We start from the raw sequence: 25,992 nt of genomic DNA on the forward strand, positions 1-25,992 counted from the left end.
CGATCCAGCGGCACTTCAGGCGCCGTTCGTCGGGAAGATGGGATCGAGCGGCGAGGCCAGCGGATGCCAGTCGTCGGAAGCCGGTGCGGCGGGGGCCGCAGGCCGGCTCTGCATCGGGCAACGCCACTCCTCGCCCACCACCCGGCCGCTGTATTGGCGGGCCTCGGAGGTCTCGCCGTGGCGCGCCAGCATCGGGTTGAGGCTGCCGGCCAGGGCCTCGTCGCGCTCCAGGATGGAAGCGCGCAATTTCTCGTAGCGGCCCTCGGCGCGCAGGCGCTCGAACTGGGCGTGCAGATTGAACACCAGCACCGGCGAGGAGAATTGCCGGGCCGGCCGGCTCGCGTTCGGGTGCAGCCCGACCACGAAGAACGCCTCGCCGCCGAAGCTCAGGGAGAAATGCGGGTTGTCGGGATCGTCCGCCACGCGGGAATCGTGGGGCTGGCCGAGCCAGGCATCCTTGTCGGTCAGCGATTGCGCCCGCGCCCAAAGGTTGTGCTCGAACGCCTCCTCCGAGAGGTCGCCGGGTCCCTCGAACACGACGGCGAAGCTCTGGAACAGGTCGGGGGTCTCCCGGTAGCGCGCCACGAAGGCGAGCAGGGCCGGGTAGATGCGCATGTCGTCCCAGCCCGAGGTGATGTCCCGGGCCACGACGATCTTCATGCGCCCGCGCGACAGGGCCGACTTGGCGCCGACGCAGGGGAACGGGGGATTCCGGATGAAGTCGCGAAAGGCCTGGGCGCGGGGATGCTCTTCATCGTCACGGGGAAACTGCATGCGGTCTATTGCTCAAGATCTGCGCAGGCATGCCTTGAGGGAAGGCACCCGCTGTTCGGGACTCCGGCAACCCTCTTCCGAGGATGCCGTTCCCGCCTGCGACAGGTCGTCCGGGGAGAAGATGAATCTTTTGCCGGTTCCGGAAGAATCTGGGGGCGCCGTAAAAGGTTTGATCCAATGTTCGGCAGGCAGACAAACATAGGTTAAGGTCGGGAAGACTCGGCCTGCGCGTCCATGAAGCCTGCCATATCGACGTTGTGACTTCGGTGGACCATTCGCCGATGCGAGCCTGCTCACTGGCTTCTGTGAGATTCGGCCCGCTGTCGCTCCGCCGCAGCCCCGAACGCCTCGAACAAGGCCCGGTTGATCGGGTTCGTCGTGGCGTCGTGCTCCGGGTGCCACTGCACGCCCAGGGCAAAACCCGGCGCATCGGCAATGCGGATCGCCTCGATCGTGTCGTCCTCGGCGATGCCCTCGATGACGATGCGGGCGCCCGGTTCCAGGATGCCCTGGCCGTGCAGGGAGTTCACCCGGATCGTCTCGCGCCCGAGCAGCCGCGCGAAGGCGCCCCCCGGCGTCAGGCGGACATCGTGGCGGTCGGCGAAGACCACCTCCAGGTCCGGATGGATCTCGCCGTTCTCGAGCCGCGGCATCCGGTGGTTGAGGCGCCCGGGCAGATCGCGGATCTCCGGGTGCAGGCTGCCGCCGAAGGAGACGTTCATCTCCTGGAAGCCGCGGCATATGCCGAACAGCGGCACGCCGCGCGCCACGCAGGCCTCGATCAGCGGCAGCGCCACCGCGTCGCGGGCCTCGTCGTAGGGTTCGTGCGCCGGGTGCGGCTCGGTCTTGAAATAGGTCGGGTGGACGTTGGCCCGCCCACCCGTGAGCAACACGCCGTCCACGGTATCGAGCAGGTCGCCGAGATCGGTCACCGCCGGGCAGCCGGCGAACATCAGCGGCAGGGCGCCGGCCACCTCGGCCAACGCGCGAAAATTGTTCTCGCCGACGATCTGGGCCGTGAACCGGTTGTCGAGCAGGCGCGCGTTTCCGATGACGCCGATTACGGGTCTCGCCATCGTCCCGACCACTCCTTGTTCCGGCTTTGCTGCAGATCGGACAGCCTGCTCTTGGCTCTACGACCCAGGCAAAGCCGACGCCAGCCCTGCGGGGCCGGCCGCTTCAGGCACCCAGAATGCCGAGAGTCCGCGCCTCCTCGAATAGCACCTCGGCGACGCGCTCGGGCGCTTCTTCGTGAGCGAGATGGCCGAGCCCCCGGATCAGGGCGACCCGGGCGTCGGGCAGGCGGTCGCGAACGGTGAAGGCGGTGTCCGGCAGGATCGCCCGGTCGTCGCCACCGACGATCAGCAGGGTGCGGGTCGTCAGCTCCGGCAGCGCCCGGTGCAGCCCAGCGAGGTCCCAGTTCGCCATCATGCCGAGCGCCCCGCGGACATGGCCGGCCCGGGCGAAGAGGCGCCGGTAGAGATCGACGCCCTGCGGATCGAGGCGGGAGCCGGTCCCCTCGATCAGCCGCTTGGCCGCCGACCGGTCCGCCGTCCAGGCGAAGATCTTTGGGGTGAACGGGTTGAGGAACAGCAGCCGGGCCATGCCGGGGAACAGCAGGCTCGCCGCCCCCGGCAGCGGCGCCAGGGCGCCGTTGAAGGCCGCCAAGAGCCGCGGGGCGATTGAACCGTCCAGACACATCCGCGCCAGCACCGCCGCCCCGGCCGAGTGACCGGCGGCCACGACGGGAGGGCGTCCGAGCGCCGCAACGAGCCCCGCCACGGCCTGGGCCATGCCGGGCAGCGACAGGTCGGCATCCGGTAGGGGATCGGTGAAGCCATGGCCCGGCAGATCCGGCGCCACGACGAAGAAGCTTTGAGCCAGAAGTGGGGCCAGCCCGCGCCAGGAATGGGTGGCGGCCCCGGTCCCGTGCAGGAGCAGCAGCACCGGCGCCTCGGGACGGCCGAATTCCTGGACATGCCAGTGCAGGCCCGCCGCCTCGACGAAGCGGCTCGCCTCCCGGTGCGGCCAGTCCCGGCCCTCCACCGCCCAGTCGGGCCGGTCCGTCTCGGTCAAGCTCAGCACCGGCTTGTATCCCGCGGTGCACCAACGTCGGTCGAGGGTGGGGCGTATGCGCTATCGTACCACCGTGGAAGTATTTCGTAAGATATTGGAAAAGCATGCGAAAACCGCATGCCACCGCTGACGCAGACCGGATTGCTGCGACGCAGCAAAGCCGGCATCACAAGGGCGCTCCCAGGCACCGCGCTTTTCCCACCGACGGAACCGGCCATGATCGTCTTCACCTCCTCGACCCACCATTTCGCCGCCTCGAACGCCGGCCGCTGGAGCTTCCGCGGCCTGTTCCGCGAGATGCTGAACGCCTGGATGTCCCACAACCAGCGCGTCGCCGATCTCGGCGCCGGTCATCCCCTCTAATCTTCGTCCCGGTTCGATCGGCCCGTAACCCGGCTTAGAGCGCGGCCCGCACCGCCGCGCTGAGCAGTCCGGCATCGGCGCGCGGCAGCATCAGGTAGCGGGCGGCCATCGCGTCTGCGACCGCGCGTGCGCCTTCGCCGCGGGCGCCGGTATCGATCACCAGGGCCGGCAATCCGGCCGCGCGGAGCGCACGCGCCGCTTGCAGGGCTTCCGCCCCCGCCCGGGCCCGGCTGCCCTCCCCCGAACGCGCGACGTTGGCGCGTCCATCGGTCAGCAGCACGATCACCGGCCGGCTGCCGCTCCGGCGCACGCCGAGGGCGACCTTCAGCGCCGCATCGATGCCCGCGGCCAGCGGCGTCCCGCCCCCGCCCGGCAAGCCCGAGAGGCCGCGCTTCGCCCGGGTGAGCGAGCGGGTCGGCGGCAGGATCAGCTCCGCACCGGCACCGCGGAACGCCACCAAGGCCACCCGGTCGCGCCGGACATAGGCCTCCGCCAGCAGCAGCTCGACAGCGCCCTTGGCCTCGGCCAGCCGCTCCAAGGCGGCCGAGCCCGAGGCATCGACGCAGAACACCGTCGTGGTCTCGGTCCGCTGCCGCAGGACCCGGATCCGCAGATCGTCCCGCCGGACCACGATCGGGCGGGTCTCGCCCGCCACACGCCGCAGGGGCTGCCACGGCGCCGCCGCCCGCAGGGTCGCCAGCAAGTCGAGGCGCCCCCGCCGCGGATCGCCCCGCCGGCTGCCGATCGGCCGCCCGGTACGCGCCGCGGCCGGCTGGCCGACCCGCCCGGCCTTGGCGGCCGAGAGGCGCACGCCTCCGGCGAGAAGCTGATCGAGAAGATTGGCCGGGATCGCTGCCCGCACCGCCTCCAGCACACGATCCTCGGCCGCATCGGCCGGTGCCGGATCCGTCGCATCCTCCGTGGGACCATCCTCGGCGGGCGGCGGGGGCGGCGCCTCGGTTTCTTCCGAGGTCACCTCCTCCGGTGTCGGCAGGCGCGTGGCGCGTGGGGCCAGGACCAGGCGGGCGGCCGCCGTGATCGCGTCCGTACCGATCGGCCCCTCCGCCGCCAGCGCCCGCGCCACCCGAGCCGCCAGGATCGGCCCGCGCAAGGACGCGACGCCGAGGGCATCCGCCAGACGGCACAGGCTGCCGAGCGGGTCGGTTTCCGGGGGCCCGGGATTGGTGTCCGCGGCGACGGCAGGCGCCTCACAATCCGCAATCCCGACGCCGCTCATGTCGAGCCGGAAGGCGAGGCGGTCGGCCAGGGCGTCGGCCACAATCTCGTCGCCCTCGCCTTCGTCGAGCAAGACCAGACCGAAGCGCGCCGGATGCTCTGCGGCGGTGCCGGTGTCGAGGGCGGCGGACAGGCGGGCCGCGATGCCGGGAGGTAGCCGCTCGGCCATGGGCACGACGATCAGCCCGCCATCCGCCTCGGCGAGCAATCCCGCCCGCGCCACCGGCCGGCCCGCCGCCAGGGTCGCGGCGAGGTCGAGGCCACCGAGCAGGCTGTCGTCGCCGATCCCCGGCGGCAGCCGCCGCCAGGGCGTCCCCGGGGGAAGCATCGCCCGCAGGTCATCGAGCCAGCGCTCCCGCACCGGCCCCCGCCCGGCCCGCACAACCGCGCCGCCGAAGCCATGCGGATCCGCGGCGAGGAGGCGGGCGGCGCGCAGGGCGTCGGGCCAGATGTTTTGCGGCGCTTCCGCCTTCCCTCCCCCCTCTGCGGGGGAGGGTGGCTCTCGCGTCAGCGAGGGTCGGGAGAGGGGAGCCACGCTTCCGGAGAGGTCCCGACGGGCGGCATATCCAGAACCGTCGCGCTGCCCCTCTCCCCCCCTGCTCCGCAGGGTACCCTCCCCCGCAGAGGGGGGAGGGAGAGGCCCCGGCCCCGTCACGAAAACACCTCCGCCAACGCCCGCTCGACCCGGGCGGTCGAGCCGGATTCGTCGAGCGGGTTGCGGCGCAGGCGGTGGCGTAGGGCGGCCGGGGCGACCCGGCGGATGTGGTCGTCGGTGACCGACTCGGCGCCGTCGAGGGCTGCCAGCGCCCGGGCGGTGCGCATCAGGGTCAGCTCGCCGCGCAGGCCGTCGGTGCCGAGCGTCAGGCAGAGTTGCGCCGCGCGCTCCAGGGCCGAATCCGGCACCGCCAGATGCGGCAGCCGCTCCCGGGCCAGCAGGATCTTTTTGCGGATTGCCGTCTCGTCGCCCGCCCGGGCGGCGCAGAATCCTTCGGGGTCGCGCTCGTAGGCATCGCGGGCGCGCACCACCGCGATCCGGGTGGCGATGTCCTGCGGGGTCGCGACCTCGCAGGCCAGCCCGAACCGGTCCAGCAGCTGCGGGCGCAACTCCCCCTCCTCCGGGTTGCCGGAGCCGACCAGGACGAATTTGGCGGGGTGGCGCAGGGACAGCCCCTCACGCTCGACGGTGTTGACCCCGGAGGCGGCGACATCGAGCAGGAGATCGACCAGGTGGTCCTCCAGCAGGTTCACCTCGTCGATGTACAGAAAGCCGCGATTGGCCCGGGCGAGCAGCCCCGGCTCGAACGCCTTCACGCCGGCGCCGAGCGCCCGCTCCAAGTCGAGGGTGCCGACCACCCGGTCCTCGGTGGCCCCGAGCGGCAGATCCACCACCGGCACCGGCTTCTTTTCGGACTTTCTCCGTGCGCCCGGCAGGCTCGCGCAGTGCGGGCAGCTTTCCGCCGGGCTGTCGGGGTCGCAATTGTACGGGCAGCCGACCACAGCCCGCATCGGCGGCAGCAGGGCGGCCAGCGCCCGGATCGCCGTGGATTTCCCCGTGCCACGGTCACCGAACACCAGCACGCCGCCGATGGACGGATCCACCGCGGCGATCAGCAGCGCCTGGCGCATCTCGTCCTGCGCGACGATGGCCGAGAAGGGGAAGGTTGGCACGCGGCTCTGGCTCTCGCACCTCTCCTCCCCCTTGTGGGGAGGAGCCGGAGGTGGGGGTCGTGCAGGATGGATCAGAGCGGTGCCGTTTGCACCACCCCCACCCCTACCCCTCCCCGCAAGGGGGAGGGAAGAGTGCTTTACTCCGCCGCCTTCTGCCGGAGCCCGATCCGCGCCCAGATCGTGGAGAGCGCCCCGACCAGATGGGCGATGTCGGCATCCGTGTGCAGCGGCGAGGGGGTGATCCGCAGGCGCTCGGTGCCGCGGGCGACCGTGGGGTAGTTGATCGGCTGCACGTAGATGCCGAACTCGTCGAGCAGGGTGTCGGAGATCGCCTTGCACAGGACCGGGTCGCAGACCATCACCGGCACGATGTGGCTGTCGTTGGGCATCACCGGGATGTCGGCGGCCTCCAGGGCCTGGCGGACCTTGGCGACGCGCTCCTGGTGGCGGGTCCGCTCGGTGCCGCTGGCCTTCAGGTGGCGGATCGAGGCCGCCGCGCCCGCCGCCACCGCGGGGGGCAGCGAGGTGGTGAAGATGAAGCCCGAGGCGAAGCTGCGCACGAAGTCGCAGAGCTTCTCCGAGGCCGTGATGTAGCCGCCATGGACCGCGAAGGCCTTGCCGAGGGTACCCTCGATCACGTCGAGCCGGTGGGCGACCCCGTCGCGCTCCGAGATGCCGCCGCCGCGGGCGCCGTAGAGGCCGACCGCGTGGACCTCGTCGAGATAGGTGAGCGCCCCGTGGGCCTCGGCCACGTCGCAGATTTCTTCGATGGGGGCGATGTCGCCGTCCATCGAGTACACGGATTCGAACGCGACGAGCTTCGGCCGGGCCGGATCGACCAAAGCGAGCTTCCGGTTCAGGTCCTCCGGGTCGTTATGGCGAAAAATGTGGCGCTCGGCCCGGGAGAACCGAATGCCCTCGATCATCGAGGCGTGGTTCTCGGAATCGGAGAAGACCGCGCAGTTTGGCAAGCGCGAGGCCAGGGTCCCGAGCGCTGCCCAGTTCGAGACGTAGCCGGAGGTGAAGAGCAGGGCCGCCTCCTTGCCGTGGAGGTCGGCGAGCTCCTGCTCCAGCAGCACGTGATAGTGATTGGTGCCGGAAATGTTGCGGGTGCCCCCGGCCCCGGCGCCGCAGCGGTCGATCGCCTCGTGCATCGCGCCCGTCACCGCAGGGTGCTGGCCCATGCCGAGATAATCGTTGGAGCACCAGACCGTGACCGGCCGCGTGCCCGACGGGTGGTGATGCGTGGCGTGCGGGAAGTTGCCGGCGTGGCGCTCGAGGTCGGTGAAGACCCGGTAGCGTCCCTCACGGTGGAGACCGGCGATCTCGGCTCCGAAGAAGGTCTCGTAGTCCATGTCGCCTCTCCCCGATTGGTTCGCGGGTTGCCCCCGCCTGTGAGATTCGTCCTTCGCACGAGACCAGTTCCAAATTGGTGCGCGTGCAAACGCCTGCTGTGATGGCCGGGTCTACCCGTTATCCCCCGGCCGCGCCGCGCCGTCCGGATTGCGCGCCGGCAGGCTCCACCGCCACAGCTCGGCCGAGGGCAGCGGCAGCATCAGGAACCAGTGTTCCAGCGTCGCCAGAGCCATCAGGGTCGCCAGCACCGTGAAGCCGATCAGCTCGTGGGCCAGCAGGTCCGGGCCCAGCGCCGCCCGCCCGAGGAGCGCCGCCGCGAGGGTGCCGAGGCTGACCGAGACCGGGAACAGCAGGTTCATCGGCTTTCGCGAGAGGTAGCAGGCCAGGTAGCCGAGATGGTCGGGCAGGAATTCGGCGTGCAGGTTGCGCACCCCGAGGAACAGGTTGAGCCGGGCCGACAGGTTCATCACCACCAGCGCGCCGTAGGTCCAGAGGGCGATGGTGTTGGCCCCGCCCCAGACCAGGGCCAGGATCGCCAGGCCGCCGATCACGATGGCGAATTCGTGCCACAGGCTGGTGGCGAGCGCCGCGAAGAACCGGTCGAGCCCGCGCAGGCCCGGCGCGCAGGCCGCCGGCTTCGGGCCCGAGAGGAAGCCCATATAGTAGCTCATCTCCTGCCAGCCCCAGACCACCAGGGCCGCCGTGAACGCCGTGTAGGCCCCCGCCGCGCTGGTATCCTGGGCGCTGGTGCGGATCGCCACCAGGGCGCCGGCGAGCAGCAGGGTCGCGCCGGCCATGCTCCACGGATGGGTGCGCCGCGGGGCGTGGTCGAGCAGCAGGATCAGCCCGGTGGAGAACCACCAGAGCACCAGCGCGTAGACGACCGGGGCGGCGTACGTCGCCATCCTACCAGACCGGCTGGAGGCGAATGTCGGCCGGCAGGGCATTCGCCTTCACCGGCAGCAGGTAGAGCCGGACGAAGGTGGCGGCTGCGCGCAGCACTTGGATGCCGTGTTTGATCTTGCCTAGGACGCCGCCCTGGGCCCGAGCCTCGGCGATCGCCCGGGAGCAGGCGAGCAGCGTCTCCAGCCCGGCCTGGAACTTCGGATTGTCGAGATCGAGCTCCAGCGGGAAGGTCTGCCGCGAGATTTCGGAGGTGATCCGGAACACCTTGTAATCGTAGTCGGTGGGGTCGACCCCGAGGGCGGCGTGGAAGGCCGGGCGGTGATGGTCGCGCACATACATCGTGGCGAACACCGCCAGCAGGAAGAACCGGATCCAGTAGCGGTTGACGCCGCTGGTCAGCTTCGGGTTGGCGCGCATCAGCAGCGCGAAGGCCTCGCCGTGGCGGAACTCGTCGTTGCACCACAGTTCGAACCACTTGAAGATCGGGTGGATGCGCCGCTCCGGGTGCTTCTCCAGCTCACGGAAGATGGTGATGTAGCGGGCGTAGCCGATTTTTTCGGACAGGTACGTCGCGTAGAAGATGAATTTCGGTCGGAAGAACGTGTATTTCTTGGATTTGGTCAGGAAGCCCAGATCCACGCCGATCCCGAAATCCTTGAGCGTGTCGTTGATGAAGCCGGCGTGGCGCGCCTCGTCCCGGCTCATGAAGCCGAACAATTCTTTGATGTCTTTATTCTTGGCGCGTTTTCTCATCTCGGCGTAGAGCACGCAGCCGGAAAATTCGGCGGTGATCGACGAGACCAGAAAATCCAAAAACTCCTTCCGCAGCTCGGGCTCCATCTGCGACAGGTCGCAGTCGAAATCGGCGTTGCGGGTGAAGTGGCGCTTGTTCGGGTCGGCCCGCAGCTCGGCAATGAGCAGGTCCCAGTCCCGGCGCACCGGCTCGACGTTTGTGCGGTCGAGCTCGTCGAAATCGGTGGTGTAGAAGCGGGGCGACAGGAAGGTCGTCTCCTGGGCGGCCTTGGTCGATTCGTTGACCAGCGTTTTCGGGACCGGCTGGCCGGAGAGCGGCGGGACGGGAGCGTTCACAGCTTCCTCCTCTCGGAAAAACTGACTTCGTAGAGCTCTGTCAGTTCGAGATGGGCGACGAGCTTGGTCCAGGCCCGCTCCAGCGGGCCGGCCCGGGTGACGGTGGCGGTGCGGCGCACGAGGAGGCGCTCGCCGTAGGGCACGGAGGTCGGCGCGTCGTGGACCTGGACCTCGTCGCCGGGCTCGATCTCGAAGCCGGAATCCAGGGTGACGTGCGCGTGCAGGCTCTCGGGCGTCTGCTCGATCTCGATCGTGCAGGGCACGGTGACGGTGCGGCTCCCGAACAGGCCCATCAGCGCGTCTCCGTGGCGGGGGCGCCGAGCAGCCGGGCGAAGGCCCCGGCATTGGTCGGTCCGAACGCTTCGAGGGGCACCCGGCGGCCGGTGGCGTCGTCGGCGAGCGAGAGGCGGCCGTCATCGTAGCGGGTCAGGCTGAACGGCTGCTCCGGGCCGAGGCCGTCGCGCTGGCGGGCCTGGGCCAGACCGCGCAACGTCCCGCGCAGAAAACCGTCCTCGCCGGGGCGGATCCAGGCGACGATCTGCCGGTCGGCGGCGTTGCGCAGGGCGATGGAGCCGTCGACCTGATCCTCGGCGCGGAAGTCGAGCCGCGTGACCGGCTTGGCCGGCGGCAGGGCGATCATGCCGATGCCCTCGCTGCGTCCGATCAGGACGGCCAGCATGGTGAAGCCCATCAGCGCGCCGGCGCCGATCATCAGCAGGGCCGGTGCCGGTCCTGCGGATCGGCCGACGCTCTCCGCCCGCTCGCCCATCGCGCCTCTCCCTACTCGGCCGCGACGAGGCGGCCGGGGTTTTCTTGGACCGCCCGCGGACGCGGGACGATCATGGGCCGCGCCGTCTGCGACGCCTCGGCATGGGCCTCGACCGCCCGCGCCAGCAGCGCCGCCACCGCGTCCGCATCCGGCACGGAACGCAGCATGGGCTCGGTCCGGGCGAGACGCCAGGGCCGGGCATGCGGCCACAGCTGAAGGTAGGCGATGCGCAGGCCCGGCCGCAACCGGAGCGGCAAGTCTCCGCTCCCATCCGTGAAGGCACGCAACGCCGCACCCTCGACCTGCGCGAAGGGCACGTTGTGGGTCACCGGCAGGGCGATGCCGGCATGCAGCACGATCCGGCGGTTGGTGATCGTGTAGACCGTGGTGCGGTGGGTGAGCCACGCGAACAGCCACAGCAGGGCGAGGCCGACGGCGCCGACCAGCAGCGTCGGCCCCACGGTCGCGAGCGCCGCGACGGGCGAGCCGGCGCTGAGGCCGAGGGCCAGGGCGCAGGCGGCGAACCAGGCGGCGACCAGGCGGGCATGATACGCGCGGACCCAGAGGCCCCCGGTGCTCGGTGCGCCCTGCCAGAGGATGCGCTCGCCCGCCGGCAGCGGGCCGGGCAGCCCGCGCGGGGTGCCCTCGGGGAGGAAGTCGCCGCTCATAGCAGGGGCTCCGCCCGGGCCGACGTGGCGTAGAGGGTGCCGGCGCCGAAATAGGCCATGATCCGCTCCTCTTCGAGGAAGGTGACGCTGTCGGGATCCCGGGTCGACGGGATATCGGCGAACTGGGCGGCGAGCAGGGCCTCGGACTTCACCGTCTTGGTGAAGCCGCCGGCCCGGCAGAAGGTGGACGGCATCAGCCGGCGGCCGCCCGTAGGCAATTCGACCTCGTAGTAGCGGATCAGCGACTCGCCGCGGTCGATCCAGACATCGCTGACGACGCCAGCCACCGCGTTGTCGGTGCCGAACACGGTCATGCCGATCGGGTTCGGGCCGTCCTCGTGGATGACGAAGGCCTTGGCCACCCGCAGGGGCACGATCCGGTACTCGTCGTCCCAGGTCTTGTCGTGCACGTCGTGCCGGACCACCCAGGAGCCGGGGCCGACGCCGGCCTGGAGCGATGTCTCGGTCCGCTCGTAGGGCGCGCCGGGCCAGGGCTCGACCTTGCGGGCCGGGATCCCGGTCTCGATGTCGTCGCGGCCCTGCACCGCCTGAGGCGCGTAGGTGGTCTCGCCGCCCGGCAGGTGGAACGCCTTGGACCGGGGGATCAGGACCGGGTCCGGCGCCTTGCGGCGGCCGACGATCTCGTTCTCCAGCGGGTAGCCCTCGCGCCGGTCCTCCCGGCGCAGCCAGAACACAAGCCCGAAGAAGAAGATGAAGAAGGCGTAGAGCACGACCTGGGCGACGTCGACGTAACCCGTAATGGCGCCGGTTGGCATGGCTGTCCTCCCCGAGTCTCAGGCCGCCCGTTCGGCGAGGCTGCCGCCGAGCCGATCCCGCGAAGCTGCACGCGCGTCCTCCCGCACCAGCGGACCCAGGGCGATCAGGGCCGCGAACAGGAGGGCGATCTCGATGTGGTAGACGATCAGGTAGCCGATCGCGGGCTCGTTCATGCCCTCGCCGAGCACGCCCGACTGGGCGATGGCGCCGCCAATGTCGCGCACGAGGCCGCTGGCGGCGATGGAGAGACCCGCGGCGCTGGCCTGGACGGCTCCCCAGGCGCCGAGCGCCAGCCCGGTATCCTCGGGCCCGGCCCGGTTCATCGAGGCGGTGAGCGTGCCGTGGGCGAACAGGCCGCCGCCGAGGCCGATCAGGCTGACGCCCGCCGCGAACAGGTCGGCGGAGGCGAGCGGGGCGGCGAAGACCACCGCCGAGAAGGCCAGGATGCCGATGCCGACGCCGACGGCCGAGACCCGGAACGGGTCGCCGCCGCGCCCGAGCCAGCGGGCGGCGATCAGCAGGCCGAGCCCGCCGCCGGCGGCGAGCAGCGCCGTCAGCGCCGTGGTCGCCCCGACCGAGAGGTGCAGGATCTGGCCGCCATAGGGCTCCAGCAGGATGTCCTGCATCGAGAACCCCGCGGTGCCGAGGCCGATCGCCACGAGGCGGCGCCGCGCGGCGCCCTGCCCGGCATAGTCGCGCCAGGACGAGCGGAAGTCCCGCGTCGGCGCGGCCTGCGTCCGGCTCGGGTCGCGGGGCTCCTGCTTCCACAGGGCGATCCCGTTGAGCACGATGGTGACGAGCGCCGCGCCCTGGATCACCTGGATCAGCCGCACGGGGGAGAACCGCGCCAGGAACAGGCCGAACAGCAGTGCGCTCGCCATCATGCCGAACAGCAGGGCGACGCAGAGCAGGGCGACCACCTTCGGCCGGGCATGCGCGGGAGCGAGGTCGGTGGCCAGCGCGAGGCCGACGGTCTGGGTTGTGTGCAGCCCGGCGCCGACCAGCAGGAACGCCAGCGCCGCCGCCACGTCCCCGACCCAGAGCGGGCCGGTGGTGTCGCCCGACAGGATGAGCAAAGCGAACGGCATGATCGCCAGGCCGCCGAACTGGAGCAGCGTGCCGAACCAGATATACGGCACCCGCCGCCAGCCCAGCACCGAGCGGTGCGTGTCCGACCGGAACCCGACCAGGGCCCGCAAGGGCGCGAAGATCAGCGGCAGGGCCAGCATCACGGCGACGATCCAGGCCGGGACGCCGAGCTCGACGATCATCACGCGATTGAGCGTCCCGATCAGCAGCACCGCCGCCATGCCGACCGTGACCTGGAACAGGGCGAGCCGCAGCAGCCGGCCGAGCGGCAGCTCGACGGTCGCGGCATCCGCGAAGGGCAGGATCGCCGGGCCGAGGCGCATGAGGGCTTTGGTCAGGGCGCGGCCGGATCTCATGCGGCGGTCCCCCCCGTCCCATCCATCCCCCTCATCCTGAGGTGCTGCGCAGCAGCCTCGAAGGAGGGCTCTAAGGATCGCGCGGCCGGCTGGAGGGCTCCTTCGAGGCCTCCGTTACGCTCCGGCACCTCAGGATCAGGGCGTGGGTGGGAGGCGCGGGCGGCGCGCGTCAGCGCGATCGCGTTCGACAGGTAGAAGCCGCTGTTGACCCGATGGCTCTGCGCCCAGGTGAATCCGTTGAGCGCCGGCTCGGCGGAGATCCGGCGCCGGAGGCCCCCCTCGGTCACCGGCACGATGGCCGGGGAGCGGTCGCCGCGGGGGAAAAACTTTCCGGCGGCATGCATCACGGTGAGCAGGGCCGTGCGCGGTGCCACGGTGAACAGCACCGAGCCTTCGGTGCGGGTGCCCAGGACCGCGAGGGCCCGGACGATGTCGGCGGCGCGATAGTGGATCAGCGAATCCATCGCGACCACGTGGTCGAACCGGCCCAGGCTCGGATCGAGCATGTCGCCGACGCGAAACTCAATGCGGCCAGCGCCCGGGATCGCCGGCAGCCGCTCCCGGGCGAGGCCGACCAGCGTCGGTGAGACGTCGATGGCGACTACCTCGGCGCCGCGCCGCGCGGCCTCGACGCTGAGCGCCCCGGTGCCGCAACCGGCATCGAGCAAGCGCAGGCCGGTCATGTCGGCGGGCAGCCACGCGAGCAGCGTCCCGCGCATCGCGTCCCGGCCGGCCCGCACGGTGGCGCGGATCCGGCTCACCGGCGCGTCGGAGGTGAGGCGCGACCAGGCCTCGACTGCCGTGCGGTCGAAATAGGTGGTCAGTTCACCCCTGCGGGTGTCGTAGCTCGCGCCCGCCATCAATCGAATCCCAGAAATTCGAATAGGTCGCGGTCCTTCATCGGCACGGCCTCGCAGGGCTCCTCGCCGGCCCAGAGCGTCTCGGCGAGCCGCATGTACTCGGCCGTCACCGCGTCGAGTTCCGGGGACGAATCCATCTCGAACAGGGTCGACTTCTTGAGCCGCGAGCGGCGGACCACGTCGAGGTCGGGAAAGTGGGCGAGCCGCTTCAGGCCGACGGCGTCGTTGAACCGGTCGATCTCGTCGGTCTTGGCCGAGCGGTTGGCGATGACGCCGCCGAGCCGCACCGGGTAGTTCTTGGCCTTGGCGTGGATCGCCGCCACGATCCGGTTCATCGCGAAGATCGAATCGAAGTCGTTGGCGGTGACGATCAGCGCCCGGTCGGCATGCTGGAGCGGCGAGGCGAAGCCGCCGCAGACCACGTCGCCCAGCACGTCGAACACGACGACGTCGGTATCCTCCAGCAGGTGGTGCTCCTTGAGGAGCTTCACCGTCTGGCCGACCACGTAGCCGCCGCAGCCGGTGCCGGCCGGGGGGCCGCCGGCCTCGACGCACATCACGCCGTTGTAGCCCTCGACCACGAAGTCCTCGACGCGCAGCTCTTCCGAATGGAAGTTCACCGCCTCAAGCGCGTCGATGACCGTCGGGGCGAGGCGCTTGGTCAGCGTGAAGGTCGAGTCGTGCTTCGGGTCGCAGCCGATCTGCAGCACCCGCTTGCCGAGCTTCGAGAACGCCACCGACAGGTTCGACGAGGTGGTGGACTTGCCGATACCGCCCTTGCCATAAACGGCAAAAACCTTCGCGGTCTCGATCTTCAGGTCCGGGTCCAGATCGACCTGCACGCTGCCTTCTTCCTTCCGGGCAACGACCGGATTGCGAATGGCGATGTTCATGCGGCGACTCCTGCGGTGACGCCTTCCAGACGGTCTTCCAGTTCCTCCTCGGCCCGGTCGAGGGCGTCCCGCATCGCTGCGTCGGGGGTCCAGAAGCCGCGCTTGTGGGCCTCGATCAGCCGTTGAGCGACCTTGGCGGAGGCGGTGGGGTTGAGGGCGGCCATGCGTTCGCGCATGGCGGGGTCGAGCACGTAGGTCTCGGTGATCCGCTCGTAGATCCAGGGCTGGACCGCGTTGGCGGTGGCCGACCAGCCGACCGTGTTGGTCAGGTGGGATTCGATCTGCCGCACGCCCTCGTAGCCGTGGCCGAGCAGGCCCTCGTACCATTTCGGGTTGAGCATGCGGGTGCGCGTCTCCAGCGCCACCTGCTCCTCCAGGGAGCGCACGCGCCCCTCCCCGCGGGTCTGGTCGCTGATGTAGATCGGCACCGCCGCGCCGCGGGCCTTCGCCACCGCCCGGCCCATGCCGCCGAGCCCGTCGAAGTAATGGTCCACCGAGGTGACGCCGACCTCGACCGAGTCGAGGTTCTGGTAGGCCATGTCGACGGAGGCCAGCACCGCCTGCATCAGCGCCCGCTGCGGCGCCGGCTTGCCCGAGCGGCCATAGGCAAAACTCTTGCGGCGCGAGAAGGTCTCGCACAGCTCGGCATCGTCGTCCCAGCTGCCCGAATCGACCAAGTGGTTGACGTTGGCCCCGTAAGCGCCCTCGGCGTTGGAGAAGACCCGCAGGGCCGCGGTTTCGAGGTCACAGCCCTGCTCGGCCTGGATCGCCAGGGCGTGCTTCCGGACGAAGTTCTGTTCGAGGGGCTCGTCGGCGGTGGCGGCGAGGAAGGATGCTTCCGCCAGCAGCTTGGTCTGGAGGGGCAGCAGATCCCGAAAGATGCCCGACAGGGTGACGACCGCGTCGATCCGCGGGCGGCCCAGGGTTTCGAGCGGGATCAACTCGGCGCCGCTCAGCCGGCCGTAGCCGTCGAAGCGCGGGGCGGCGCCGATCAGCGCGAGCGCCTGGGCGATCGGGCCACCCTCGCTCTTGAGGTTGTCGGTGCCCCACAGGACCAGGGCGACGCTCTCCGGGCAGGGTTTCCCGTCCGCGGCGAAGCGTTCGAGGATGCGGGCCACCTGCCGGGCGCCGTCGGCCACCGCGAAGGCGGAGGGCAGGCGGTAAGGATCGAAGCCGTGCAGGTTGCGCCCGGTCGGCAGGATCGCCGGGTTGCGCAGCAGGTCACCGCCGGCCACCGGCGGCACGAACCTTCCGTCGAGCGCCCGCAGCAGCGCAGGCAACTCGTGATCCTGGGCCAGCAGGGCGTCGGTTTCGGCGAGCGCCGCGAAGGCGGCGCGCGTCTCTGCGTCCGCGGGCAGCCCGGAGGCCGACAGCGCCGCCTCGGCGCCCTGCCCCGCAACGAGGGCGGCGATGCCGGCGCGGTCCGGCTTCAACCCATGCGAGGCCTCGGCGAGGGCGAGCAGCAGATCGACCCGCTCCTCCTCCGGCACGCCTTCGCCGACCACGTGCAGCCCGTGCGGGATCAGGGTCTGCTCCAATTCCTGCACGGCGGACCAGAGATCCGCGACCCGGGCGCCGAGATCGCCGGTCCAGGCTGGCTCGGCGGGAACGAGATCGACGGCGGCGCCCTGCTCCTGGATCAGCCGGGCCAGGGTCTCGCGCTCGGCGGCGGCTTCGAGATCGAGCCCGCGCCAGCGCTCCATCGAGCTCTTCAGGTCGAGCAGCCCGCGATAGAGCCCGGCGGTGGCGAGACTCGGGGTCAGGTAGCTGACCAGCGTCGCGGCGGAGCGGCGTTTGGCCAGCGTCCCCTCGGACGGGTTGTTGGCGGCGTAGAGATAGATGTTCGGCAGCGCCCCGATCATCCGCTCCGGCCAGCAGGCCTCGGACAGGCCGGTCTGCTTGCCGGGCATGAATTCGAGCGCCCCGTGGGTGCCGAAATGCAGCACGGCGTCGGCGGCGAAATCCTCGCGCAGGTAGCGGTAGAAGGCCGAGAAGGCGTGGGTCGGCGCGAAGCCGCGCTCGAACAGCAGCCGCATCGGGTCGCCCTCGTAGCCGAATGCTGGCTGCACCCCGACGAAGACATTGCCGAATTGCGCGCCGAGCACGAACAGGTCGGCGCCGTTGGTCTGGTGGCGGCCGGGGGCCGGGCCCCACTGGGCCTCGATCTCGGCGAGGTAGGTCTCCCGGCGCAGGTGGTTCTCGGCCGGGATGCGGGCATGGACGTTGGCCTGCGTCCCGTAGCGCTTGGCGTTGCCGTCCAGGATTTTCTCGCGCAGGGCGTCGACGCTCTCCGGGATCTCCACGGCGTAGCCATCCGCCGCCAATCCCTTCAACGTGTTGAGCAGCGAGGCGTAGACCGACAGGAACGCGGCGGTGCCGGTGGCCCCGGCATTGGGCGGAAAGTTGAACAGCACCACGGCGAGCTTGCGCGCGGCCTTCGGCGTCCGGCGCAGGGAGACGAGGCGCTCGACCCGCTCGGCCAGCCGCGCGACCCGCTCGGGATGGGCGCGCATGTCCCGGGCGTTGTCGCTGCCGGACGCGGAGGAGCGGCCGCCGAACACCATCGGAGCGGTGGCGCCGTCGAGTTCGGGGATCGCGACCATCATGGTCGCCTCGACCGGCGATAGGCCGCGCTCGCCCGCTTCCCATTGCTCGATCGTCTGGAATTCCAGCGCCTGGGCGGCGAGATAGGGCACGTCGAGCCGGGCGAGCATCGCCTCGGCCGCCGCAGCGTCGTTGTAGGCCGGGCCGCCGACCAGCGAGAAGCCGGTGAGCGACACCAGGGCGTCGATCCGGGCGCGCCCGTCCTGCATGAAGAAGGCGTCCACGGCCGGGCGGTTGTCGAGGCCGCTGGCGAAGGCCGGCACCACGTCGAGGCCCTTGGCCTCGAGGGCGGCGATCACCCCGTCGTAATGGGCGGTGTTGCCGGCAAGCACGTAGCTGCGCATCAGCAGCAGCCCGACCCGGCCTCGCGCGCCTGCCGCGCGCGGCAGCCGGGACGGGTCCTGGCCGATCCGGCCGGCCAGGCGCGGGTGGTAGAGGCCGGTCTCGGGGTAATCGAGCGGGGCCGGCGCGGCTGGCCCCTCGCGCCAGGCTGCACGCGCGCCGGCGGCGTAGCGGTGCACCAGGAAGCGGACCAGGGCGGCGACGTTCTCGTCCGAGCCGGCCAGCCAGTATTGCAGCGTCAGAAAATAGGCGCGCACGTCCTGCGCCGAGCCCGGGATGAAGCGCAGGATCTTCGGCAGCTTGCGCACCAGCGCCATCTGCCGGCCGGCATTGCCCTGCTGGCCGGGCTTGCCGCGCAGCTTCTTCAGGAAGTCGAGGGCGCTGCGCTTGGTGCCGCTCATGTCGAAGCGGCCGAGCTTGGTCGTCTTCACCACCTCGCCCGCCGAGAGGCAGCCGACCATCGCGTCGCAGGCGTCACGCCGGGCCGCGAGCGCCGGCAGGATCGCCCGGACATGCTCGTCCATGAACAGCATGGCCGAGAGGACGATGTCGGCCTGGGCGATGTCGCTGCGGCAGGCGTCGAGGGAGGCGGGGTCGGTGTCCCACTCGGCCGCGGCGTGAAAATCCAGCACCAGCCCCGGCATCTCGGACCGGAGGCGCAGGCGCGCCCGCTCCACCGCGCTCGCCAGGTGATTGTCGAGGGTGACGATGACGACGCGGATCGGCGGCCGTCGCGTCGCGCCGGCCTCGCATCCGGGGGAGAGCGCTCTAGCGGCCATAATGCGCCTTGGCGTCGTAGAGGGTTTCGAGGGTGATGAGCGGCAGCCGCCGCTCGCGGGCGAATTTCTCCGTGTTGCTGCGCGCCTTGCCGCGCACGAAGAACGGGATCTTTTTCAGCTCTTTCTCGGCCTCGGGCGCCCAGGGGGCCGTCGTGATCGTGACGGGCTCGTCCAGGAGGATCGGGGCCGCTTCCGTGACCGCGGGGGCTACGGTCGCCGCGACCGCGCGCGCGGTGCCGCCGAGATGCGACGGCCCGACGCCGTCGTGGAATTCGGGATCCTCCCGGAACATGCCGAGCAGGTGCTCTTCGAGGCCCATCATCAGCGGGTGGACCAGGGTGTCGAACAGGACGTTGGCGCCCTCGAAACCCATCTGCGGGGCGTAGCGGGCCGGAAAATCCTGGACATGGACCGGGGCGGAGATCACCGCACAGGGGATGCCGAGCCGCTTGGCGACGTGGCGCTCCATCTGGGTGCCGAGGACCAGTTCCGGCGCGGCGGCGCGGATCGCCGACTCCACATCGAGATAGTCGTCGGTGATCAACGCCTCGATGCCGTGCTCGGCCGCCTCGGCCCGGACCTCGCGGGCGAATTCGCGGCTGTAGGTCCCGAGGCCGACCACCGTGAAGCCGAGTTCGCGGGCGGCCATCCGAGCGATGCCGATGGCGTGGGTCGCATCCCCGAACACGAAGACGCGCTTGGCCGTCAGGTAGGTCGAATCGACCGAGCGCGAGTACCAAGGCAACCGCGAGCCGGGGCCGTCGAGGATCGGTGCCGGATCGACACCGGCGAGAGCCGCGACCTCCGCGACGAAGCGGTTCGTGGCGCCGACGCCGAGGGGCACCTCCTTGGTGAACGGCTGCCCGAAACTCTTCTTGAGATACTCGGCGGCGCTGCGGGCGGTTTCCGGGTAGAGCACGACGTTGAAATCGGCATCCTTGAGCCGGCCGAGATCGGCCGGGCTGGCGCCGAGTGGCGCGACGACGTTCACGTCGATCCCGATTCTGTCGAGCAGCCGGCGGATCTCGATCAGGTCGTCCCGGTGGCGGAAGCCGAGCGCCGTCGGGCCGAGGATGTTGCAGAGCGGGCGACGATTCGGCTCCCGCGCGGGGCGCGGGGTGGGGGCTCCGGCCAGCGCCCGGACCAGCCGATAGAAGGTCTCGGAGGCGCCCCAGTTCTCTTTCTTCTGGTAAGCCGGCAACTCCAGCGGAATTACCGGAATCGGCAGGTCGAGGGCCTTGGCGAGCCCGCCCGGATCGTCCTGGATCAGCTCGGCGGTGCAGGAGGCGCCGACGATCATCGCCTGCGGCTGGAAGCGCGCGTAGGCGGCCGCCACCGAGGTCTTGAACAGCTCGGCGGTGTCGCGGCCGAGATCCTGCGCCCGGAAGGTCGTGTAGGTGACGGGCGGGCGCGCGTCCCGCCGCTCGATCATCGTGAACAGCAGGTCGGCGTAGGTGTCGCCCTGCGGCGCGTGCAGCACGTAGTGCAGCCCGGTCATCGCGGTGGCGACGCGCATTGCGCCGATATGCGGGGGGCCTTCGTAGGTCCAGAGGGTGAGCTGCATCGCCCTACACCTCCAGCAGCGCGCGGCGCCGGAGCGGGCGTGCGAACAATTCGGCGAGATCGCCGGCCTGCTCGTAGCCCTGCACGGGCGTGAACAGCAGCTCGATCGACCACTTGGTCGAGAGGCCCTCGGCCTCCAGCGGGTTGGCGAGGCCGAGGCCGCAAACCGTCAGGTCCGGCCGCGCCGCCCGGCAGCGATCCATCTGGTCGTCGAGGCTCTGGCCCTCGGTGACGCGGGTGCCCGCCGGCAGCATCTCGATCTCGGCCGCCAGATGCGCCCGGTGCAGGTACGGGGTCCCGACCTCGACGAGGTCCACGCCGAGTTCGCGGGCGAGGAAGCGGGCGAGCGGCACTTCGAGCTGCGAATCGGGGAAGAAGAACACTCGCTTGCCGGCGAGCTTTTCGCGATGGGGCGCCAGCGCGGTCTCGGACCGGGCGCGCCCGGCCGCGGTCGCCGCCGCGAAGGTCACGTCATCGATCCCGAAGGCCTCGGCAGCCGCGCGCAGCCAGCCGGTGGTGCCTTCGGTGCCGAGCGGAAACGGCGCGGCGAGCCGGCGCGCGCCGCGCTCGTGCAGTGCCCGGGCGGTATCGGCCAGGAACGGCTGGGCCAGCAGGTATCGGGTATTGCGGCCGACCGCCGGCATCGCGCCGGCGCGGCGGGCCGGGAGGAACCGGACGTCGGCGATCCCCATCGCGGAGAAGATCCGAAGGAACTGGTCCTCGACCACGTCGGCGAGCGCCCCGACGATCAGGAGAGACGGTGCGGCCTCAGCCGGCGCGCGTGGCAGTTCCGGCACCAGGGCGGCGAGGCAGGCATCCTCGCCCTGCGTGAAGGTCGTCTCGATGCCGGAGCCCGAATAGTTCAGCACCCGCACCGGCGCGAGGCGGCCCGACAGGCGCTGGGCCGCCCGGGAGAGGTCGAGCTTGATCACCTCGGACGGGCAGGAGCCGACGAGGAACAGCAGCTTGATGTCCGGCCGGCGCTCGATCAGCCGGGTGACGACCCGGTCGAGCTCCTCGTTGGCGTCGGCGATCCCGGCCAGGTCGCGCTCGTCGATGATCGCCGTGGCGAAGCGCGGCTCGGCGAAGATCATCACTCCGGCGGCTGACTGGATCAGGTGAGCGCAGGTGCGCGACCCGACCACGAGGAAGAACGCATCCTGGATCTTCCGGTGCAGCCAGACGATGCCGGTGAGCCCGCAGAACACCGCCCTCTGGCCGTGCTCCTGATGCAGGTCGATGCCGCCGCAGGCGACAGGGGGCGGAACGGGCGCGTTCACGACAGCGCCTCCGCGAAATGCGGCTGCCGCGGGCCGGCGCCTTCCAGGCGGGCCGCCCGGAGCTTGAGCAGGAACTGCCCGGCATTGACCACGTAGGTCGCGTAGGCGGCGAGCGCGAGGATCAGCAGGGCCTGCTCGCCCAGGGCGCCGGTGACCAGCGCGGCGAGATAGGCGGTGTGGAGCGCCAGCACCAGCATGCTGACCACGTCCTCCCAGAAGAAGGCCGGGGCGAACAGCCAGCGGCCGAACACCGCCTTCTCCCAGATCGAGCCGGTGACCATGATCGCGTAGAGCGCCAGGGTCTTCGCCACCACCGACGCTTGCGCGGCCAGCAGACCCTGCCCTGTGGCGAGCGCCCGCAGCACCAGGATCAGGCTCACTAGGAAGATCAGGAATTGGATCGGGGCGAGCACCCCCTGCACGAGGGTCCAGGGCGAGGCGTCACGCCGTTGCCGTTCGGCGGGCGTGTAGAGCGGTCGTGATGGCCGGTCCCCGGGACCCATGCATCCGCTCCCCTGTCGCTTGGCGGCGCCCGTCGAGCGCCGCCGTTGACAGAGGCTAGGGCCGCGGCCCCAAAAGTGTCAAGTGCGCTTGACGCTTGAACGAGATGACAGAGAGTTTGACATATTTTCTTTTTTCCAAGTCATTGCCAAGATCGACGGCTCGGGTATCGTTCCGAACGCTGGTTGGGGCTTAGGCGGCTTGGCTGGTGGGATCTGAGGATCGGTTACGACGAAGACGTGAGAAGACAGGCGGGCAACGCCGCACTCGACGCGCTTGCGGAACCGCCGGTCCATCCGGGCCGGGGCCGCTTCTGGGAGGGATGCCGATGGGAGACTGGAGGCATTTCGGTGAGCGTCTGGACCCTGGGCCGCTAGCCGGCGGTTGTAGTGCGCTGGGCGACGGCCTTTCGACCTTCGGGGATGGGCCGCGGGTGCGCCACCAGGCGGTTCCGCGCCCCAGCGACGACCGCGCGGTGCCGGACGCCCTGGCCCGCCTGGTGGAGGCGGAGATCCTGCCCCGCCTGATGCTGGCCCACCGGCCCGCCGGGCGCCGCGCCCAGGCCGACCGGGCCCCGAGCCCGGACGAGATCGCGGCCTTCAGCGCCCTCCTGCTGGCTCCCGGGCCGATCGACCTCGACGGTCAGGTCGCCGCCCTGCGCGAGGGCGGGCTGCCCCTGCCGCGCCTGCTCCTCGATCTCCTCGCCCCGGCGGCGCGCCATCTCGGCGCGCTCTGGGAGGACGATGTCTGCGACTTCCTCGCCGTGACCGAGGCTCTCGGCCGGCTCCAGGCCATGAGCCGGCGCCTCTGTGCGCAGCTCGAGGACGAGACCGTGGCGGCCAACGGGCGCAGCGTGCTGCTGCTGCCCTGCCCGGGCGAGACCCATCATTTCGGCCTGTCGATCGTCGCGAGCTTCTTCCGCGAGGCCGGCTGGGACGTGACCACGGCGGTCCCCGGCCCCGAGGTCGATCCCCTGAACCTGCTGCGGGCCGAGTGGTTCGACGTGGTCGGCCTGTCGCTGTCCTGCGACATCTTCCTGCCCGCCCTGACCGGCACGGTGTCCGAGGTGCGGCGCGTGTCCAACAACCCGGAGATCCGGGTGATCGTCGGCGGCCCGTATTTCGCTCGCTACGGTGGCGAGGCGGGCATCGTCGGCGCCGATGCGTGTGCGCCGGACGGCTTCCTGGCACCCGCTACCGCCGAAGCGTTGCTGGACAGACGGGCCCTAGCCTGCTGAAAGGGCCGACCGATCAATCATCACATTACGGTGACCGTGACGCCCCAGCCTCACCCCACCCCGCAGTCGCCGCCCGCGGCGCTGCTCCAGGTGGCCGGCCACCTCGACGGCGAGGCGGTCGGGCGTCTCGTCGCGGCGTCGGCGGACCTGTCCCTGGTGGTCGATGCCGAGGGGGTGATCCGGGACGCCACCGCCGCGGCCGATCTCGCGGCGGAGAACATCCCCGGCTGGCTCGGCCGCCGCTGGATCGACACCGTGACCATCGAGAGCCGGCCCAAGGTCGACGCGCTGCTGCGCGACGCCCGGCCCGACGGCATCACCCGCTGGCGCCAGATCAACCACCCCTCTCCCAGCGGGATCGACCTGCCGATCCGCTACGCCTCGATCCGCTCCGGCGAGGGCGGCCCGATCGTCATCCTCGGCCGCGACATGCGGGCGGTGGCCGCGCTCCAGCGCCGGCTCACCGACGCCCAGCAGGCCCTGGAGCGCGACTACGACCGCCTGCGCGCCGCCGAGACCCGCTACCGGCTGCTGTTCCAGATCTCCGGCGAGCCGGTGCTGGTGGTCGATGCCGGCACCCGCCGGGTCGCGGAGGCGAACCCCGCCGCCGCCCGCCTGCTCGGCCGTCCGGCCAAGCGCCTGGCCGGCCAGGACGTGGTCGACCTGTTCGAGGCCGGCAGCGCCCGGTCCCTGGAGGCGCAGTTCGCCGCCCTGCGGGCGACCGGCCAGGCCAATGAGGTCCACGCGACCCTGCCGCACGGGCGCGGCGAGGTCACGGTCTCGGTCTCGCTGTTCCGCGGCGAGGGCGGCCCCAGCGCGCTGATGCGGCTCGTGGCCGATCCAGCCGCCGTCGAATCCGGCTCCGACCAGGAGGCGCCGACCCGGGCGGTGATCGAGGCGATGCCCGAGGGCTTCGTGGTCACCGATTCGAGCCGCCGGGTGCTGATGGCCAACGCCGCCTTCCTAGAGCTGGCCCAGCTCGCCACCGAGAGCCAGGCCAGGGGCCGGACCCTCGACCAATGGCTCGGCCGCGAGGACACCGAGGCGCACGCCCTGTTCGCCAGCCTGGTCGACCACGGCTCCGTACGCCGCTTCGCCACCGTGATCCGGGGCACCTATGGCGGCATGGAGGATGTCGAGGTCGCCGCCGTCTCGGTGCCGGGATCCCGGCCGTGCCTCGGCTTCGCGATCCGCTCCGCCCCCCGGCGGATCCCGGAGGGGCGGCTCGCCGGCAGCCGCGACGTGCCGCGCTCGGTGGAGCAGATGGCCGAGCTGGTCGGCCGGGTCTCGATGAAGACTCTGGTCCGCGAGACCACCGACCTGATCGAAAAACTCTGCATCGAGGCCGCCCTGCGGATCACCCGCGACAACCGCGCCTCCGCCGCCGAGATGCTCGGCCTCAGCCGCCAGGGCCTCTACGCCAAGATGCGCCGCTACGGCGTCGGCGACCTCGACGCCCCCGGCGAAGACGATTGATTTGTTTGGGGGTTTTGGGGCGCGGCGTTGGCTTCGTTCCGGGGGGGTGGGGGCGATGATGCTGTGATGCGGTTGGGAGGGGTGGGGTCGATCTCCCACTCACCCATCGTCCTGAAGCGCCGAAGCGCAGCTGAGACCCCTTTCAAGACTTCCGCTCTGCGGAAATATCTCGGGATGAGGGCTCGCGGACTCATCCACCGCATCGACCGCAAGCGCTTGAGCTGCCGCGCTTTTCCCCTCCCCCTTGTAGCTACGATCTGCACAGGTTCGAGGCGCACGCGCTGTTGCAGGCTGCGACGTGCGCCCTCTCCCGTGCGGACTACGATGTTCACACATCGGCTGGTGGAAGGCGCAACGCGCTCTCCTCCTCCTTGCGGGGAGGAGTTGGAGGTGGGGGTGGTGCAGAAGGCACCGTGCCGTTCGATCCTGCACCACCCCCACCCCTGCCCCCTCCCCGCAAGGGGGAGGGGAAATGCGTTGTGTTTCAGAGATTTGCGACAGAACAATCTCGATGTGTGAATCCGCTAGCCCGTTCGGGAGAGGGCTGGGGTAAGGGACCCGGCCTCTCTGGAGAGGTCGCCCCCCTCACCCTGTCCCTCTCCCGCATGGGAGAGGGGACCCGCGCCTTCTGCGCCCACAACATAAAAACGGCTACGGGCTACACAGGTTGGAAGATCCATATCCCGCGGACTGACACCCTATATTTGCTACCTGCGCCGTCATCCCGGGGCGCCCCAGGCGAGCCCGGGATCCAGATCCGCCGACGGCGCAAGTGCTTGATCCCCCCACTGGTTCTGGATCCCGGGCTCCGCTGCGCGGCCCCGGGATGACGCGGTGGAGGCTTGGGCGTCGATGCCCATCTTGCGCTCTTGAGATGGGAAAAGTCCTGCGCGAGGTCGAGGCGCAGGCCAGGGGCGCGATGCCCGCCGGCCTGGTGATGCCTGTCCCGGAGCCGGCATCTCGCGCAGCACAGCCGCACGCTGAGATGATTCGCCCATGTGAGGCGCCGGAGCGCGGTGGGGGCCTCCTTCGAGGCCGCTGCGCGGCACCTCGGGATGAGGGGGGTGGGTGGGGCAACCCGAATGCCTGCCGCGTCGGTCCCTTCATCGCGCGTCGCGAAGCAACCCAAGGTAGCGCGCTGTCGCAAGGGGGGCGCCTCCCCGGGCCTCCGCGCTGCACGCCCGAAAGCGGTCTTGGGCGAACATCCAACCCCGAAAACCCACCCCGGCCCGGAACCCGGATCCGCCGCGCGCAACCCCGCTCGGCCGACCGGATTTGCCAATTCTTCGAAGGTTCAGCGCCCGCAGCCTTCGCGCAGCCTTCGAAGGCT

Annotated in this window: 22 protein-coding genes; 3 read left to right on the plus strand and 19 right to left on the minus strand. The window is 70.8% G+C overall.

What is annotated here, in order from left to right:
- Positions 1 to 15: 15 nt before the first annotated feature.
- From gntA to bchO, 3 genes are all read right to left on the minus strand, one after another.
- Entirely contained in the window at positions 16 to 774 is a 759-nt protein-coding gene (gene gntA / locus BM228_RS03600) for a guanitoxin biosynthesis heme-dependent pre-guanitoxin N-hydroxylase GntA (protein ID WP_092037249.1), read from the minus strand.
- Between the two features lie 293 nt (positions 775 to 1,067).
- Complete coding sequence (locus tag BM228_RS03605) at positions 1,068 to 1,850, minus strand: gamma-glutamyl-gamma-aminobutyrate hydrolase family protein (RefSeq protein WP_092037251.1); 783 nt, start codon at positions 1,848 to 1,850, stop codon at positions 1,068 to 1,070.
- A 103-nt stretch (positions 1,851 to 1,953) separates the two neighbouring features.
- A complete protein-coding gene (gene bchO, locus BM228_RS03610) occupies positions 1,954 to 2,859 on the minus strand; it encodes an alpha/beta fold hydrolase BchO (protein WP_092037252.1) in 906 nt (301 codons plus the stop codon).
- A gap of 207 nt (positions 2,860 to 3,066) precedes the next feature.
- Here bchO and BM228_RS34470 point away from each other — a divergent pair, with 207 nt between their 5' ends.
- Entirely contained in the window at positions 3,067 to 3,213 is a 147-nt protein-coding gene (locus tag BM228_RS34470; RefSeq protein WP_167367640.1) for a hypothetical protein, read from the plus strand.
- A 34-nt stretch (positions 3,214 to 3,247) separates the two neighbouring features.
- Here BM228_RS34470 and BM228_RS03615 read toward each other — a convergent pair whose 3' ends face one another.
- The 16 genes from BM228_RS03615 to bchF all read right to left on the minus strand — a co-directional run bounded on the left by BM228_RS03615 (position 3,248) and on the right by bchF (position 21,951).
- On the minus strand, positions 3,248 to 4,960 hold the full coding sequence (locus BM228_RS03615; RefSeq protein WP_425284898.1) for a magnesium chelatase subunit D: 1,713 nt from the start codon (positions 4,958 to 4,960) through the stop codon (positions 3,248 to 3,250).
- A gap of 140 nt (positions 4,961 to 5,100) precedes the next feature.
- Positions 5,101 to 6,117 (minus strand): magnesium chelatase ATPase subunit I, encoded by a 1,017-nt coding sequence (gene bchI, locus BM228_RS03620; RefSeq protein ID WP_092037254.1) that lies wholly within the window; start codon positions 6,115 to 6,117, stop codon positions 5,101 to 5,103.
- Between the two features lie 137 nt (positions 6,118 to 6,254).
- Positions 6,255 to 7,472, minus strand: a complete 1,218-nt coding sequence (hemA, locus tag BM228_RS03625) for a 5-aminolevulinate synthase (RefSeq protein ID WP_092037256.1) — start codon at positions 7,470 to 7,472, stop codon at positions 6,255 to 6,257.
- A gap of 111 nt (positions 7,473 to 7,583) precedes the next feature.
- Complete coding sequence (gene puhE / locus BM228_RS03630) at positions 7,584 to 8,378, minus strand: putative photosynthetic complex assembly protein PuhE (RefSeq protein ID WP_092037258.1); 795 nt, start codon at positions 8,376 to 8,378, stop codon at positions 7,584 to 7,586.
- A 1-nt stretch (position 8,379) separates the two neighbouring features.
- On the minus strand, positions 8,380 to 9,468 hold the full coding sequence (acsF, locus tag BM228_RS03635; protein WP_092037260.1) for a magnesium-protoporphyrin IX monomethyl ester (oxidative) cyclase: 1,089 nt from the start codon (positions 9,466 to 9,468) through the stop codon (positions 8,380 to 8,382).
- Positions 9,465 to 9,761, minus strand: a complete 297-nt coding sequence (locus BM228_RS03640; protein ID WP_092037262.1) for a hypothetical protein — start codon at positions 9,759 to 9,761, stop codon at positions 9,465 to 9,467. Before BM228_RS03640 ends, acsF begins: the two co-directional genes overlap by 4 nt.
- Positions 9,761 to 10,237, minus strand: a complete 477-nt coding sequence (gene puhC, locus BM228_RS03645) for a photosynthetic complex assembly protein PuhC (RefSeq protein ID WP_092037264.1) — start codon at positions 10,235 to 10,237, stop codon at positions 9,761 to 9,763. The genes BM228_RS03640 and puhC overlap by 1 nt, the downstream gene beginning before the upstream one ends.
- An 11-nt stretch (positions 10,238 to 10,248) precedes the next feature.
- Positions 10,249 to 10,905: a photosynthetic complex putative assembly protein PuhB gene (gene puhB / locus BM228_RS03650; RefSeq protein ID WP_092037266.1), complete on the minus strand. Its 657-nt coding sequence runs from the start codon at positions 10,903 to 10,905 to the stop codon at positions 10,249 to 10,251.
- On the minus strand, positions 10,902 to 11,681 hold the full coding sequence (puhA, locus tag BM228_RS03655) for a photosynthetic reaction center subunit H (RefSeq protein ID WP_092037268.1): 780 nt from the start codon (positions 11,679 to 11,681) through the stop codon (positions 10,902 to 10,904). Before puhA ends, puhB begins: the two co-directional genes overlap by 4 nt.
- 18 nt (positions 11,682 to 11,699) lie before the next feature.
- Positions 11,700 to 13,127 (minus strand): BCD family MFS transporter, encoded by a 1,428-nt coding sequence (locus BM228_RS03660; protein WP_092037270.1) that lies wholly within the window; start codon positions 13,125 to 13,127, stop codon positions 11,700 to 11,702.
- Positions 13,124 to 13,987 carry a magnesium protoporphyrin IX methyltransferase gene (gene bchM, locus BM228_RS03665; RefSeq protein ID WP_092037272.1) on the minus strand — a complete coding sequence of 288 codons (864 nt, stop codon included), beginning with the start codon at positions 13,985 to 13,987 and terminating at the stop codon, positions 13,124 to 13,126. Before bchM ends, BM228_RS03660 begins: the two co-directional genes overlap by 4 nt.
- On the minus strand, positions 13,987 to 14,880 hold the full coding sequence (gene bchL, locus BM228_RS03670; protein WP_092037274.1) for a ferredoxin:protochlorophyllide reductase (ATP-dependent) iron-sulfur ATP-binding protein: 894 nt from the start codon (positions 14,878 to 14,880) through the stop codon (positions 13,987 to 13,989). The genes bchM and bchL overlap by 1 nt, the downstream gene beginning before the upstream one ends.
- Positions 14,877 to 18,605: a magnesium chelatase subunit H gene (locus BM228_RS03675; RefSeq protein ID WP_092037276.1), complete on the minus strand. Its 3,729-nt coding sequence runs from the start codon at positions 18,603 to 18,605 to the stop codon at positions 14,877 to 14,879. Before BM228_RS03675 ends, bchL begins: the two co-directional genes overlap by 4 nt.
- Positions 18,595 to 20,169, minus strand: a complete 1,575-nt coding sequence (bchB, locus tag BM228_RS03680) for a ferredoxin:protochlorophyllide reductase (ATP-dependent) subunit B (protein ID WP_092037278.1) — start codon at positions 20,167 to 20,169, stop codon at positions 18,595 to 18,597. The genes BM228_RS03675 and bchB overlap by 11 nt, the downstream gene beginning before the upstream one ends.
- 4 nt (positions 20,170 to 20,173) lie before the next feature.
- Entirely contained in the window at positions 20,174 to 21,448 is a 1,275-nt protein-coding gene (locus tag BM228_RS03685; protein WP_092037280.1) for a ferredoxin:protochlorophyllide reductase (ATP-dependent) subunit N, read from the minus strand.
- The gene (bchF, locus tag BM228_RS03690; protein WP_092037282.1) at positions 21,445 to 21,951 is read right to left on the minus strand and encodes a 2-vinyl bacteriochlorophyllide hydratase; all 507 of its coding nucleotides are present in this window, start codon (positions 21,949 to 21,951) and stop codon (positions 21,445 to 21,447) included. The genes BM228_RS03685 and bchF overlap by 4 nt, the downstream gene beginning before the upstream one ends.
- Before the next feature lie 326 nt (positions 21,952 to 22,277).
- Here bchF and BM228_RS03695 point away from each other — a divergent pair, with 326 nt between their 5' ends.
- Together BM228_RS03695 and ppsR are read left to right on the plus strand one after the other, a co-directional pair.
- A complete protein-coding gene (locus BM228_RS03695; RefSeq protein ID WP_092037284.1) occupies positions 22,278 to 23,186 on the plus strand; it encodes a cobalamin B12-binding domain-containing protein in 909 nt (302 codons plus the stop codon).
- A gap of 30 nt (positions 23,187 to 23,216) precedes the next feature.
- Positions 23,217 to 24,662: a transcriptional regulator PpsR gene (gene ppsR, locus BM228_RS03700; RefSeq protein ID WP_092037286.1), complete on the plus strand. Its 1,446-nt coding sequence runs from the start codon at positions 23,217 to 23,219 to the stop codon at positions 24,660 to 24,662.
- The last annotated feature ends 1,330 nt before the right edge of the window (positions 24,663 to 25,992 follow it).

This window comes from Methylobacterium pseudosasicola (assembly GCF_900114535.1).
Lineage (GTDB): Bacteria > Pseudomonadota > Alphaproteobacteria > Rhizobiales > Beijerinckiaceae > Methylobacterium > Methylobacterium pseudosasicola.